This is a genomic window from Pseudovibrio sp. Tun.PSC04-5.I4 (assembly GCF_900104145.1).
Taxonomy (GTDB): Bacteria; Pseudomonadota; Alphaproteobacteria; order Rhizobiales; family Stappiaceae; genus Pseudovibrio.
Genome location: NZ_FNLB01000007.1, coordinates 125,455 through 138,741, shown reverse-complemented (window position 1 = coordinate 138,741; position 13,287 = coordinate 125,455). Strand labels below are relative to the sequence as shown.

Genomic DNA, 13,287 nt, shown 5'->3' with positions numbered 1-13,287 from the left:
CCCTCCGAGCAGACCTAAGATCTGATCGCGAGAAAGATGCGGATAGTTTCAGCGCAATCTCATCGATCTCTCACCTGTAGTTACCCCTCATCAGCGCAGTTCCAGTTGGGCCTAAATACATCTTCCAGAAAAGATTTGTTGCAACCGGTTGCAAAATAGGTATCCTTCAAAAATACCACGGCGTCAATAGACCAGTTGATGGGACCGCGAATTGTGGTGGAACAAGGCGGCGATTGCAGGCGGAAGGAAATAGGGACACCATGACCACAAAAAGTGAAATCACCACTGGCACAATCCGTTTGACTATGGCGCAGGCGATCATCCGATACCTTGCAAACCAGTACATAAGTATTGACGGTGACGAGGTGCTGCTCTGCGGAGGTGGGTTCGGAATTTTTGGTCACGGCAATGTGTCATGCTTGGGCGAGGCACTATATGAGCATCGCGATACACTTCCGCTTTATCGAGGTCAGAATGAACAGGGCATGGGCTTTGCCGCTGCAGCCTATGCCAAATATCATTTGCGTAAGAAATTCATGTTCTGCACGGCTTCAGCAGGACCAGGCACAACAAACCTTGTCACATCAGCTGCGTTGGCACACACAAACAGGCTTCCAATGCTACTGTTATGTGGCGATGCGTTCATCTCAAGATTGCCGGACCCGGTGCTGCAACAGGTTGAGCATTATGGTAATCCGACTGCATCAGTGAATGATGCCTTCCGCGCAGTCTCACGTTACTGGGACCGTATTACACATCCAGCACAGATCATTCAGTCGTTGCCAGCTGCAATAGCGACCATGCTTGACCCAGCAGATTGCGGTCCTGCGTTCTTGGGACTGCCGCAGGATGTGCAAGGTTGGGCCTATGACTACCCTGTTGCTTTCTTTGAGAAAAAAGTTCACCGCATCCGCCGCCAAACACCTGATAAGAGCGAGCTTGATGACGCCATTGCACTGATTAAATCCGCCGAGAAACCTGTGATCATAGCGGGAGGCGGTGTGCAATATTCTGGCGCAGCGCAGGAGTTGCTTGCGTTCGCTGAACAGACACAAATTCCGGTTACAGAGACAATAGCGGGCCGTGCAAACCTGCTGTCGGATCACCGGCTGAATTGCGGACCAATCGGCGTAACAGGCTCAAACTCAGCAAATGCTATTGCTGCTGATGCCGACGTGATTATTGCTGTTGGAACGCGTTTGCAGGACTTCACCACTGGGTCATGGACCGCTTTCAGAAAAGATGCTCGGTTTATTTCCCTTAATGCTGCTCGTCATGATGCAAGCAAACACCGTTCGCTCCCTGTTGTGGGAGATGCAAAATTAGGTTTGTCTGCGTTTATTGCATCCTTAAAGCAATACAAGGCTCCAGAGACATGGACTGCATTTGCGCAACAGGAGAAAGCAGAGTGGCTCTCCTATGTGAAGCACAATGTTGACCCCGCAAATGGACCCAACAGCTATGCGCAGGTCATTGGCGCCGTAAACGACCTATGTGACACCAATGACAGGGTTGTTGCAGCTGCAGGCGGCCTACCTGCCGAAGTCACCGCTAATTGGCAAACCAAAGCCATTGGCTCGGTTGATGTAGAATTCGGTTTCTCATGCATGGGCTACGAGATTGCAGGTGGTTGGGGCGCGCGTATCGCCCAATCGGAGAAAGAGCCGGAGCAAGATACCATCGTGTTTACAGGCGACGGCTCCTACCTTCTCATGAACTCGGATATCTATTCCTCTGTCCTGACCGAAAAGAAACTTATTGTCATGGTTTGTGACAATGGTGGCTTCGCCGTGATCAACAAACTGCAAAACAACACCGGCAACACCTCCTTTAATAATCTGATCAAAGACACTCCAACAGTTACAAATCCCGTTGCCGTAGACTTCGCTGCGCACGCAAGAGCTCAGGGTGCACTGGCCGAAACCGTAGAGACGCTTGAAGAGCTGCGTGAGGCGTTCAAGCGCGCAAAGGCTGCAGACCAAACCACGATCATTTCTATTCAGGTCGATCCTTATGAAGGATGGACGCAGGAAGGCCATGCATGGTGGGAAGTTGGACTGCCCGAGGTTTCTAACAGTCAGAATGTACGCACCGCACGTGAAGAATGGGAAGCTGGTCGTATAAACCAGCGTGTGGGTGTGTAATGAGTAGGCTTTTGGAGAAACTGCAGGGAAAAAGATATCTGGTTGTCGGGCGTGCAGGTATGGATCTCACCCCGGAACCTGCAGGCACATCAATTGAAGAAGCACAAACCATGTCTGTGCATCTGGGCGGATCAGCTGCAAACATTGCAGTCGCCCTGCGTCGGCAAGAGTGCCACGTCTCGTTACTGACCCGTGTTTCTGACGATGCAATCGGACGTTACTGCGTCAATCAATTGGAACACTATGGCATTGACCATAAATACGTCACTCCAATTGGCGGAGAATACAGAAATAGCCTTGCACTTTCGGAAGCACGTTTGCTTGACCATCAGACGACCATTTACCGAAATGGTGCAGCAGATTTTATGATGAGTGAAGCCGATGTAGATGCCGTTGATTTCTCTCAGTTTGACGCAATTGTCACCACAGGAACTTTGCTGGCCTCCGAGCCGTCTCGCACAGCGACTTTCTACGCCTTGGAGAAAGCAAAAACTGAGAGACTGGTTTCGGTTTTTGATATCGACTATCGCCCCTACAGTTGGGCATCTGCACAGGAAGCCTCAGACATATATAAACGCATGAGCTCACTCTGTGATGTCATAGTAGGTAATGACGAGGAGTTTGGTTTCATGGCTGGGAACATGGCTAATGGCCCGAAGTTTGCCCACGAACTCGCAAACAGATCTGACTGTATCTGCATTTACAAAATGGGCTCAAAAGGCTCGACCACTTACACTGAAAATGAGTCCTTTCAGACCGGCATATTCACTGTTTCTGCAGTGAAGCCGACCGGCGCAGGAGATGCATTCCTAGGTGGTTTCCTATCCTCACTTTCAAACGGAAATACCTTGCAGCAAAGCGTAACTCGTGGATCTGCCTGCGCAGCAATTGTTGTGTCCAAGGTCGGCTGCGCAACAGCCATGCCCGATGAAAGCGAGCTGGTGAATTTTTTGAAACATCACAGCATTTCCATAGAAGAAACAACGAGTTCGATAAAGGACTAAGCATGCATATCCCTCCATTCGATAATCAGAATAAACCCATCGTAGACGTTGATGATGCGCGCGTCCCGTTGAACTACTTCAACATCGTAAAACTGAAAAAAGGGGAAGCATTCCACTATCAGGTTCCCGGTTATGAAACCTGCATCGCACCTGCAACCGGCTCGGTAAACGTTGAATGCGAAGGGCTGAACTGGGATGATATAGGTGGTCGCGGTGTAGATGTTTGGGATGGCGAGCCTGAGGGTGTCTACATTCCAACCGGAGCGAAAACAACAATTACATGCGTTAGTGATGCAGCCGAAGTGTTCATCGCCGGAGCGCGGTTTGACGGTGTTTTGACGCCATTTGCGGTAAGAAAAACCGACCTGGATGTGGTTCAGTACGGCTCGGATGACACGAAAACACATCGCAAAATCAAACATATACTTGGAACCAAGTATCACGACAAAGTTGGCCGTCTCTTGGTCTCCGAGTTGTTTACTGTGGGACAGGGGGGCTGGTCAGGTTTTCCTTCTCATAAGCATGATACTGACAACTTACCTTATGAGACACGGCATGACGAAACCTACAACTTCCGCTTCAGACCGGGACATGGCTTCGGAATGCAGCTGCTTCAGAAAGAAGATGGGAAAGTCGGGGACGCTTATCACATCGTAGATGGATCAACTCTCGTTATTGATAAGGGCTACCATCCTTGTGTCGCCGCGCCGGGCTACGAAATGTATTATTTCACAATTCTTGGTGGCCTCAGTCAACGCTCACTGGTGCAGCATTTCCAGCCAACACACGCCTATCAGGTTGAAACGATCCCAGGCATCAAAGACATGATCGCCAAGTTTAAGTAGTGATACAGTAATGCCTATTGCAAATCTTAAAGACGTTTTAGTGCCAGCTATGAACAATGGGACAGCAGTTGCTGGCTTTGTTGTCTTAGGTTGGGAAGATGCACGTGCATTTGTGGAGGCTGCCGAAGAGATCGGCTGCCCGGTCATTCTGCAAGCAGGTCCTGGATGCCGGGCGCATACTCCATTGAAAGTTCTAGCTCCAATGTTTAGAGTTTTAGCTGAGACAGCCTCTGTGCCAGTGGTTGCTCATCTTGACCACGGCTATGAAGTAGAGGATTGCTTGAAAGCAATAGATCTTGGCTTTACGTCTGTCATGTTTGATGGCTCCAAGCTTCCTCTTGAGGAAAACATCCGCCTGATGCAGTCCATCGCTGCAAGCGCTAAGCCACATGGTGTATCTCTGGAAGGAGAAGTCGGCTTTGTCGGGTACGCTGAGGGCGCTGTGTGCTCAGGGACAAAACCTGAAGAAGCCGCGCAGTTTGCGAAGGAAAGTAATGCCGATGCGCTTGCTATCTCTGTCGGCAATGTGCACTTGCAGCAAGAGAAAGCAGCAGTGATCGATTTTGATCTGGTCCGCGCTATTGAAAACGTCACCAACATTCCGCTCGTGCTACACGGAGGCTCTGGAATTCCTGTAGAAATCAGGCAAAAACTGGCAAAAGAAACAAGGATCTGCAAATTCAATATCGGTACTGAAGTTCGCATGGCTTTCGGACAGTCTCTTCGGAAAACTCTGAATGAGGACGCGCAGATTTTTGACCGGATAAAACTCCTGACGCGAGCAGAAGAAAGCGTCAAACAGGCGGCTAAGAAAGTCATGCTGGATATAAGTGTGACGTAGGACCATGTTGCATGGCCCTGTTGCAGGGGTCGCTCAGTGTCTGTAATTAGAAGGCTTGTTCGTCTTCATAAAGCTATCCGATGCCCCACAAGTTCCACGCCAGCCGTCGTCACAAATTTGACAAGAAGAAATATCGTGTCACGAACTGGCGTGACTATAACGAAAGTCTTCGTAATCGTGGTGATTTGACGATCTGGGTCAGCCGTGAGATCGGGAAGGAGTGGTCAGCGCAGCGCCGGACCACTCGCGGAGGGCAACGCAAGTATTCTGATTTAGCCATTGAGGTATGCCTAACACTGCGTAGCGTATACGCCTTGGCGTTACGACAGTCGCAAGGATTTATGCGCTCTGTGGTTCGATTGATGCAAGTTGATTTGTCAGTTCCAGATTTTTCAACGTTGTCCCGGCGAGCCGGTGGCTTGCAGATTACCAAGCCAGCAAAGGCCAGAACAGAGACGGTGCATCTTGTGGTCGACAGTACTGGTGTCAAGATCTATGGCGAAGGCGAATGGCTTCAAAACAAACACAAAACCAAGGCAATGCGGCGATCCTGGCGCAAGCTCCATCTTGGTATGGACTTGAACACTGGCGAGATTGTATGCTCCGATCTCACCTATGAAAATGTAGGTGACCCGACCGTCCTGCCTGACCTTCTGGATCAGGTTGACGGTCCTGTAAACAAGTTTTTAGGCGATGGAGCCTATGACGGTGAGCCAACACGAAGGGTCCTTGAGACACGGTATGGAGATGACGTTGAGATTATCATTCCCCCACCCAAAACAGCTGTTTTAAGTCCTGAGGCTGACCGGAATCCGTCATCGCGAGATAAACATATTCTTGCGATCAAAGACAAAGGGCGCCTCGGTTGGCAAAAACAAACAGGCTACAATCAGCGCTCGCGAATTGAAACGCAGATGGGACGCTGGAAGCAAGTCATCGGCAACAAACTGAAGGCACGCACCTTTAACAATCAGAGGACCGAAACAAAGATTGGCGTTAGCATTCTCAACACAATAACCAAACTCGGCAGGCCCGCGTTCGAAGCAATCCCATGACCTGAATTTACGGGTTTGGGCGTGCTTTAAGCTATTCACGACCCCTGCAACAAGGCCGTTCCAGTGCCGGAGCCAGCGTAACCGTCCGCTCAAGGCGCCAAGGTTTGGGCTTGCCGCTGTGATTTTGCGTCCAGCTTCCAGTTCCATGGCAGGAGCTCGTGGAGGCGGTTGATCATGTGATCGTTGATGCGGGCTAGGATGTCGGTCAGATAGATTTGTGGGTTAAGGCCATTCATCTTTGCAGTTTCAATCAGCGTCATGGCGTCGGCTAGAGTTTCTCCGCCCGCCATTGATCCAGCAAATAAGAAGTTCTTACGGCCCAGAGCAATAGGTCTGACTGCGCGCTCAGCAGCGTTGTTATCGATCGCGACGCGGCCCTCGTCGAGGAACAGGGTGAAGGCGTGCCAGCGGGAAAGGCCATAGCGGAAAGCTCTGGCAAGGTTGGATTTGCCTGAGACGCGAGTAAGTTGAGCTTCACACCAGGCCTTGAAGGCCTGAGCGATGGGTTTACTGTGCTTCTGCCGTACCTCATGCCGCTGGTCTGGTGGTTTTCCGCTGATCTGGCGCTCGATGTCATAAAGCTTACCAATCTGTTCTAACGCGTATCTGGCCAGTTCTGATTTGGTGGCGGCGCGACTTCTATGACATTTTCACTTCCACCAAGTCGGAACTGGCACAGCATGCCCTCCATGAAATTGGCAAGCTTTACGACGTTGAACGCCAGATTAATGGTAAACCGCCGGATCTGCGCCGAGAGGTAAGGCAGAAATATAGTAAGCCCATAGCAGAACACTTCAAAGCCTGGTGCAAAACGCAGCTTGCCCGGATCTCCGGAAAATCAAACCTGGCCAAAGCGATCCGATATGGATTGTCACGCTGGCACGCCTTCACCCTGTTTCTCGAGGACGGTCGGGTCGCCATTGACAACAATGCCGCTGAGCGCGCCATCAAGCCAGTGGTGATGGGCAGGAAAAACTGGATGTTCGCTGGATCCATGGCAGGTGGTGAAACGCTCGCCGATGCCATGACACTGATTGAGACCGCCAAGTTCAATGGCCTCAACCCGCAAGAGTACCTCACAGACATCCTCGAGCGCATCAACGATCACAAGATCAATCGCTTGCACGAGCTCCTCCCCTGGAACTGGGCGTCGCTCTCAAAATCGAAACGTCAAGAGAAAATCGTGGCGCCCTGAGCGGACGCTTACGATCAATCCACCAAAGACAACGAAAGAAAATCAAGTTTAAAATCCAAAAGCTACTGTCTCAAAGTCGTTGACACGTTCCGCTCAACACAATGACCGCCCTCGGACGCGCTGCGTTCGAGAAGGTTTCTGCATGATCAGATGCATGGGATTGGGCAAGCTGCAAGCTAATTTCGAATTGTGCAACAAGGTCCATCCAACCCATCAAGGTCAATCTAATGCCTCTCTGCCGGTTTGAAGTTCATCGCCGCTTGTGCTGCGCTTACCAGATACGCTGACCGGTTAAGGCCGTGAGCCTTCGCCGCTTGGTCAATCGCTGACAGCATAGCCGTATCCAGTGAAACATTCACTCTGACCTGCTTGCCTGACAGCCACATGTAGGGCACGGCCACAAGCACAGCCCCAGCCGCCAACTCAGCTTTAATCTCTGGGAGATTTACAAGCTCATCCATTTTACGTGGCTCAGGAATCTCAGCCTGATCTTCGAAATAGAGCTGCAGGGCTTCGCTGGCATTAGCCACGGCCTCTTCCATTGTCTCACCTGCAGAAAAACAGCCTTCCACGTCAGGGAAGGAAACACCGAAAGAACTGTCCTGATCTTTGTGTATGAGTGCCTGAAAATACATCATCGTCCTATCATCCTTCGAGTTAAAGCCATCCAGCAGCCTTTGCTATCTGTCGGGCAGTTCCAATCGGGAGGTCCTTCTTTGGGTGCGGTAGGATGATCGTCTTCGATCCTTTCCGCAGCTTGTGGTGAGAGCCACTTATTGAAACAACCTCAAAGCCTTCTTTTTTCAAACTCTTGAGGATGTTTTTTGAATTTCTTTCCATGTATCACCCCGCAACATATGTGTATTAAATTACACATATGTCTCTATATAGTCAAGCTTAGATGTGTATTAAATTACACATTTTATCGGCGTTGTTGCAGAACTCAACTTTAGCTTACAGCTCGCCCTTACCCGTTTAACTCAGGTCGCGATGATCCGCTCAAACGTCGCACGTCCGAGGGCAGCCATTGTGTTGAGGACGGAGACATTGATCCTGGCTTCCGTCTTCTGGTTTGTAACCGTCCGTTCACGGCGCCAGGATTTGGGCTTGACGCTGTGATTTTGCGTCCGACTTCCAGTTCCATGGCAGGAGCTCGTGGAGGCGGTTGATCATGTGATCGTTGAGCGCCGCAAAAACCAATGTCTTGCAGGGGGAACAGCTGGAACAGGTTTAAAGTGCCTATCTGCAACGGCTTTTTTTAACGCGTGCGAAAGCACCAGATCTACCATCACAAGAACGGCCGGTGACGATTACTTTTAGTTTTTCAGATGTGTTCGAATTTACCTGACAGCGTCCGTAAGAGGGCCGGTATGCGTACGCCTTTGCCCCGTTGTTTCACGTCGCTCTGTTTGGCAGATATCTGCGGATTTGTTATTATCAAATAGATAGTACGAAATAATTTGCAGTGAAGGGGTGACTAACGTACATTTTGGCTATGAAAAACATCTTGATTGGCTACGCCCGCTGCTCGACCGACAAGCAGGACCTTGAAATCCAAAAATCGTCGCTCGCGGATCTTGGCGTTGATGCCAGCCGAATTTATAGCGATCACGGATTAACCGGCACCAACCGCACCCGACCGGGGCTCGATCAAGCATTGGCAGCCGTGCGCGAGGGGGACACTTTGGTTGTTGCTAAACTGGATCGGCTTGCCAGATCTGTACCAGACGCCAGATGGATTGCCGAACAGCTCACAGAGCGCGGCGTGAAGCTGCAGCTGGGCGCCAGCGTTTATGATCCGGTTGATCCTATGGGGAAGATGTTCTTCAACATTCTTGCCACTTTTGCCGAGTTTGAAGCCGACCTCATTAGACTACGAACCCGCGAAGGCATGAAGCGGGCAAGAGCGCTAGGTAAACTGCGCGGCAAGAAACCCAAACTCTCGGAGCTGCAACATAAAGAGCTACGCCGGATGTACGATACCGGCGAGTACTCCATTTCCGATCTAGCGGAAATGTTTACCGTCTCCCGACCGACAGTGTACCGCACATTGGCGAGAACCAAAGTCTCTTGAAAGCTCTGAAGCAAAGAAAATTGGTCTACGCTGAAAATCTTTGCATCAGCACCAAAACGCCACAAGCTTGGATGCTGAGAGACTGAATTTTGACCGAATATGGAAAATCTCGAAGTGATGATCAATGGGCTGACTTGGTGGGCCATATGTATGGACCGCCTGCATTTTGCAAGAGAGTTTTAACTTGGAACCTTGAAGTCGCTACTATGTATCCGACCTGTTTATCGGCGCGCGGGCCGTGGCCTTGATGGTAATACGCACGTACCTACAGTCTAATTAGCGGACAGGTTACTTAGAACCATTATGGCCCTCTGACTTTGGGTGCGTTCTTTCTTCCGTTCCATGCTTATGCTCTGTCGCGAACTTTTAAGGAGGTTCTGGTTAGATCGCCTCCATGTTGGGTCCGTCAGCATAAAGGTACGCGGGGTCCCGCAGGATTTTAAAATTTGTACTTCCTCGTATTTTTGTCTGGGTGAACTCGCATAGTTTTTCGATTGCCAGTACGGAGTTTTTCTCTGTTCAACAAAGCGGGGCGAAGAGGTCTTTCAGGGTTTGCTCGTCAAACAGGGTGTTTGTGGATATTTCGGGACTGGATAGAAGTGCGTCGGCGAGAGCTTGTTTTTTCGCTTGTAGTGCCATAATTTTTTCCTCGACTGTTCCTTTGACGACAAGGCGGTGCACAAAAACGGGTTTGTCTTGTCCGATGCGGTGCGCGCGATCCATTGCCTGTCGCTCAACAGCCGGATTCCACCAAGGGTCATATAGGAACACCGTATCCGCCTCGGTCAGCGTCAGGCCAACACCACCTGCTTTGAGGCTTAGCAGAAAGACAGGAACTGTCCCGCTTTGAAATGCATTCAATACTGCGCCACGGTCTTTGGTTTGGCCTGTTAACATGACATAGGGGATACCTAATTCGTCGAGATCTGTGGCGATCAGATCTAGCATGGTCGTAAACTGCGAGAAGACCAGAACGCGTCGATGTTCCGCGGTAGTTTCGATCAGAAGTTCCAGTAGCCGAGCGCGTTTGGCGCTGTCGGTGACCGAGCGCGCGGCTTCGGATTTGACCAAGCCGGGATCGCAGCAGACCTGGCGCAGTTTCAAAAGCGCATCAAGAATGGTAATTTGTGCCCCGTTCAGTCCGCGAGCTTGAACCGCTTCACGAACCCTCTCATCCATTGATGCACGTACGGTCTCATAAAGCGCCTGCTGTGGTTTAGGCAATTCGATATAATGAGTGATTTCAGTGCGAGGCGGTAATTCGGATGCGACCTCTTCTTTGGTGCGTCGCAACAAGAAGGGTCGGATCCGCCGATTCAGCCGTGCCTGTGCCTGGGCATCTGCGTGCTTTTCGATCGGCGTGCGAAACACAGACACAAAAGTTTTGCGATTGCCCAGCAACCCCGGGACCACCCAGTCAAAGAGCGTCCAGAGGTCTTGCAAAGAGTTCTCAACCGGTGTGCCGGTCAGCGCCAATCGGCCAGAGCCGGGAATTAAACGCAGGGCTTTGGCCATTTGCGATGCCGGGTTTTTTAACGTCTGCGCCTCATCCACGATGATGAGGTCCCAATTTTGCGCAGACAGGATATCCTGATCACGTGACAATAGGGGATAGGTAGTTATCACGAGGTCCGCATCGGGGATTTGTCCAGCCAATTCCCGTCGCTTCAGTCCGTGCAGTGTCAGCAAACGCAATTCAGGTGTGAATTGTGCAGCCTGATTTTGCCAGTTATGCAGCAGGCTTGTAGGTGCCACCAAAAGTGACGGTCCACGGCCTTGGCGCGCTTGTAAAGTGGTTAGGGTCTGAAGTGTTTTCCCTAGCCCCATGTCATCGGCCAACACGCCGCCAAATCCGGCCTCGGTGATCCGTTCCATCCAATCGGCACCAAAGGCCTGATAGGGTCTGAGTTTGGCTTTGAGACCTTCAGGCGGTGTATAGTCGTCCTGAGCACTGAGAGCCTGAAGCGCTCTGGCGAGCGGCAAAATCCCGGCTTCATCAGCAAAGCACACGTCGCTTCCATTCAGCGCGTCATGTACCGCGGCAACGAGAGGCGCGTCGGTTGGATGCAAGCGATGCCTTTCAGCCTCCTGGCGCAAGAACAAATGTAAAACACCCGCAATGGGGGCGAGTGACACCTGCGTATAGCCTTCTTTGCCCAGATCAACATAAACCGGATGCCGGTCCATATCCTTGGTGAATGAATCCAGATCCGGTAGTGCTTGCGGGTCGTAATTGACCGCGATCTGCTCCAAAAACGCGGCGATCATAGGAGCAATGTCGTGATTTTTTGCGCTTATTTTGACCTGAAAGCCAAAAGAAAACCAATCATGCCCCTGAAACCCCTCACCGGGCTCGGCTTGGGTCGACACGGACAACTGCGCTTTAGCGGCGGATAAACGGTATGGCCATTTGGAATTTTCTGTAATCTGCCAGCCCTCGGAGCGCAGTTGTGGCAAGATATCGAAGGTAAAGCGCATTGCATCGTGTGAAGGGGCCGCAGGAAATACCAGATCTGCATCAAGCATCTTGTCGCTGGGTGTAAAATCTCCTTCAAAAGGAGGAATAGCACCGGTATCTACCAGTCGTAGATAACAATTCTCCTCCCATTCGTTATCGCGTTTTAATGTGATTACCTCATCGCCGCTGACAAACTGGGGTGACACAAAATCGCCAAAAGCAACGTCAATTCCTTCATAATCAAACAGCAAAGTCAGCGTTGGCAAAGTTGACACAGGTTTGCGATACCATCCTGCCGAGCAGGTTTTGGCCACATCAAGTTTCAGTTTTGCAACGCGGGTTTGAGGTGCTCGCGTGACCTGTTTAACTTGAACTGGTTTTGGTAACGGCAATACTCCAAGATGTGTGGGGAGCGCCTCGACGATCACCGGTAGATCATCCGGATTGAGCTCAGGGCTTTGCTCAACCAACCGGACGATTTCGGGTGATACCTGCCCTTCAAAACATCCTAGCTTACCAGCATTTGCGTCGATCCAGATCATATCAGCCCCGACCTGCACAACTTCGCCCGCAGCAAAACCTAGGCGCTGTGATCCCGATGCCCCAACGTTCCATGTTAGATCTACTGGACGGTTTTCCTCGGACCAAACCAGTTTGCTGCTGATATCATTATTTGAAAAACAACGCTCCGTTTTGCAGATCCGCTCAATCAAATCCGTACCAACAGTGGGTGAATGGCGCAGCACTTCGGGGATATCCGTATAACTTCCATAACTGTACTGGCCAACAATCAACTTGGCCTGAGCCAGCTCTGAAACAAGGACGAGGTCAATAGGCCGAATAAACTTGGGAATGGATGATCGTAAGTTTTGCAGGATATTGTAGCGCTGCATTGATACATTCAGCCCGGTGCCTTGCGCGTTTACCCGCCCCTTCCAGATTGAAACTGAGAGCCCACCCCCGCTACGCTCCAGAACATAAAGCAGCCGTTCTTTGGTTTTCGGCGGATAGTCCTCTGGTCGTTCCTCATCTGACTTTGCGTTTGTCTGATCTCCATCCAAGGCCAGTTCATTGGTACGCGCTATCCAGGTTAGCATCCGGTGAGAGATTTGGGGTTTATCACGCAAGACAGACCCGTTCATCCCCGCCCAGGAGATCAACGCTGCAGCCACATGTTTGCAGTTGTATGCCACAGGACAGGTGCAATCCCCGTCTATCGTGTCCCCGGATGCTGCTTGTATGCGTTGGCGATAAACAACTCCGGACTCATTGCGCACCTCCGAAAGAAGATTGTTTTGTGGCGAACCAATCAGCTCTCCGACATAGCCCTTGTTCACATATGAACGAGCTCTTTCTAGAGTCCTGCTGTCAAATTGCTTCAGAAAATTCATAGGGTTCGCCTCAAAAAATCCTGTACCCGCGAAATCGAAGGTTATACATGCGCAAAGAAAAAACCAACCGAGGCAACAACAGGCTTGGATGGGTATCTTAAAATTGGAGTTACTGTCAATTCTGGGGCATGAGCTTTTACTTAAGCAGTTTTTATCAGGCTGAGGTTGTTGTCGCCATCTCAAAAGCCTCATACACCAGATTCAGTTATAGCTCCAAATTGGGGTCTGTTGAGGATACGTGTAAAATACACTCACTTCAAAAGCAACATGCTCCGCTAGC

At 50.7% G+C, this 13,287-nt stretch carries 9 protein-coding genes and 2 pseudogenes; 7 read left to right on the top strand and 4 right to left on the bottom strand.

Annotated features, from left to right (window positions below):
- Positions 1-260 precede the first annotated feature (260 nt).
- The 5 genes from iolD (at position 261) to BLS62_RS27310 (ending at position 5,889) form a co-directional block, all read left to right on the top strand.
- Positions 261-2,144 carry a 3D-(3,5/4)-trihydroxycyclohexane-1,2-dione acylhydrolase (decyclizing) gene (gene iolD / locus BLS62_RS27330; protein WP_200798629.1) on the top strand — a complete coding sequence of 628 codons (1,884 nt, stop codon included), beginning with the start codon at positions 261-263 and terminating at the stop codon, positions 2,142-2,144.
- On the top strand, positions 2,144-3,148 hold the full coding sequence (gene iolC / locus BLS62_RS27325; RefSeq protein ID WP_093189978.1) for a 5-dehydro-2-deoxygluconokinase: 1,005 nt from the start codon (positions 2,144-2,146) through the stop codon (positions 3,146-3,148). The genes iolD and iolC overlap by 1 nt, the downstream gene beginning before the upstream one ends.
- A gap of 2 nt (positions 3,149-3,150) precedes the next feature.
- The gene (locus tag BLS62_RS27320) at positions 3,151-3,993 is read left to right on the top strand and encodes a 5-deoxy-glucuronate isomerase (RefSeq protein ID WP_093189976.1); all 843 of its coding nucleotides are present in this window, start codon (positions 3,151-3,153) and stop codon (positions 3,991-3,993) included.
- A gap of 10 nt (positions 3,994-4,003) precedes the next feature.
- Complete coding sequence (locus BLS62_RS27315; RefSeq protein WP_093189974.1) at positions 4,004-4,834, top strand: class II fructose-bisphosphate aldolase; 831 nt, start codon at positions 4,004-4,006, stop codon at positions 4,832-4,834.
- A gap of 80 nt (positions 4,835-4,914) precedes the next feature.
- Positions 4,915-5,889, top strand: coding sequence for an IS5 family transposase (locus BLS62_RS27310; protein ID WP_093189972.1), 975 nt, complete (start codon positions 4,915-4,917; stop codon positions 5,887-5,889).
- 89 nt (positions 5,890-5,978) lie between these two features.
- Here BLS62_RS27310 and BLS62_RS27305 read toward each other — a convergent pair.
- Positions 5,979-6,515: pseudogene (locus BLS62_RS27305) on the bottom strand (transposase); the annotation flags it as partial.
- A 2-nt stretch (positions 6,516-6,517) separates the two neighbouring features.
- Between BLS62_RS27305 and BLS62_RS30860 the strand changes: the two are divergent.
- Positions 6,518-7,084, top strand: a pseudogene (locus BLS62_RS30860) (IS66 family transposase); the annotation flags it as partial.
- Between the two features lie 224 nt (positions 7,085-7,308).
- Here BLS62_RS30860 and BLS62_RS27295 read toward each other — a convergent pair.
- Together BLS62_RS27295 and BLS62_RS27290 are read right to left on the bottom strand one after the other, a co-directional pair.
- Positions 7,309-7,722 carry a type II toxin-antitoxin system HicB family antitoxin gene (locus BLS62_RS27295; protein ID WP_093189968.1) on the bottom strand — a complete coding sequence of 138 codons (414 nt, stop codon included), beginning with the start codon at positions 7,720-7,722 and terminating at the stop codon, positions 7,309-7,311.
- Positions 7,723-7,741: 19 nt separating this feature from the next.
- Positions 7,742-7,924: a type II toxin-antitoxin system HicA family toxin gene (locus tag BLS62_RS27290; protein ID WP_093189965.1), complete on the bottom strand. Its 183-nt coding sequence runs from the start codon at positions 7,922-7,924 to the stop codon at positions 7,742-7,744.
- Between the two features lie 655 nt (positions 7,925-8,579).
- On the opposite strand from BLS62_RS27290, the gene BLS62_RS27285 reads away from it, so the two are divergent.
- On the top strand, positions 8,580-9,158 hold the full coding sequence (locus BLS62_RS27285; RefSeq protein WP_093189962.1) for a recombinase family protein: 579 nt from the start codon (positions 8,580-8,582) through the stop codon (positions 9,156-9,158).
- A gap of 519 nt (positions 9,159-9,677) precedes the next feature.
- Here the strand turns inward: BLS62_RS27285 and BLS62_RS27280 are convergent.
- Positions 9,678-12,953 (bottom strand): DEAD/DEAH box helicase, encoded by a 3,276-nt coding sequence (locus BLS62_RS27280; RefSeq protein WP_159436589.1) that lies wholly within the window; start codon positions 12,951-12,953, stop codon positions 9,678-9,680.
- Positions 12,954-13,287 lie beyond the last annotated feature (334 nt).

What these genes read in the sequence shown, in the direction of transcription:
- BLS62_RS27295 (WP_093189968.1), bottom strand. Translation starts at nt 7,722, where the DNA reads ATGATGTATTTTCAGGCACTCATACACAAAGATCAGGACAGTTCTTTC.
- BLS62_RS27285 (WP_093189962.1), top strand. Translation starts at nt 8,580, where the DNA reads ATGAAAAACATCTTGATTGGCTACGCCCGCTGCTCGACCGACAAGCAG.
- BLS62_RS27320 (WP_093189976.1), top strand. Translation starts at nt 3,151, where the DNA reads ATGCATATCCCTCCATTCGATAATCAGAATAAACCCATCGTAGACGTT.
- BLS62_RS27310 (WP_093189972.1), top strand. Translation starts at nt 4,915, where the DNA reads ATGCCCCACAAGTTCCACGCCAGCCGTCGTCACAAATTTGACAAGAAG.
- iolD (WP_200798629.1), top strand. Translation starts at nt 261, where the DNA reads ATGACCACAAAAAGTGAAATCACCACTGGCACAATCCGTTTGACTATG.
- iolC (WP_093189978.1), top strand. Translation starts at nt 2,144, where the DNA reads ATGAGTAGGCTTTTGGAGAAACTGCAGGGAAAAAGATATCTGGTTGTC.
- BLS62_RS27290 (WP_093189965.1), bottom strand. Translation starts at nt 7,924, where the DNA reads ATGGAAAGAAATTCAAAAAACATCCTCAAGAGTTTGAAAAAAGAAGGC.
- BLS62_RS27315 (WP_093189974.1), top strand. Translation starts at nt 4,004, where the DNA reads ATGCCTATTGCAAATCTTAAAGACGTTTTAGTGCCAGCTATGAACAAT.